Raw genomic sequence first — 610 nt, 5'->3', positions numbered from 1 at the left:
ACTTCATCCGCTGCAGTCTCTGCACCGTTTCGCCATTCAATACCATCCAGGCTTGTAAACTCACCGATTGCCGCCGCCTGGATGATTTCATTATTAGACCAGTCTTCCCCAAGATCCATGGAATACGGTTTTATGCCATTATCATAAAACTGCTGACAAGCCTGTACATATTCCTCATAATTTTCTGGAATCTTTACGCCATACTGATCAAACAGTGTTTTGTTGGCAATGATCGTCTGCGGAATACCACAGATTGGCAGCCACTGGATTTCATCCTCCTCATTCTTATAATATTGCACCGCATAAGAATAGTACTTGGAAACAACATCATAAGAAGCAAAATCCATAAGATAAGGCTGTAAGTCCTGTGCATCTGTTCCAGAGAATCGACGTACTGTTATGATATCCGGTAATTCATCATGTTCTTTAAAATAACTGTATAAATCGGTATCATTGTTACCAATAATAAATTCAATATCCTGATCAGGAAACTGTTCATGGATATAGGGTGCAATATTTTTCATCAAACGATTTTCCCACAGATAAACTGTAAGATGATCATCGTTTTTAGATACTTCTTTCTTTGACTGTCCACATCCAGACAAGACAG

1 protein-coding gene is annotated in these 610 nt (G+C 38.9%); it reads right to left on the bottom strand.

What is annotated here, in order from left to right; translation table 11 throughout:
- A partial coding sequence (locus DW922_RS18205) for an extracellular solute-binding protein (protein ID WP_243032297.1) occupies positions 1-610 on the bottom strand: 610 nt, incomplete at both ends.

The organism is Clostridium sp. AM42-4, from assembly GCF_003480105.1.
Lineage (GTDB): Bacteria > Bacillota > Clostridia > Lachnospirales > Lachnospiraceae > Brotaphodocola.
The sequence above is the reverse complement of the archived record's forward strand: the minus strand, read 5'-3'. Positions and strand labels throughout refer to the sequence as shown.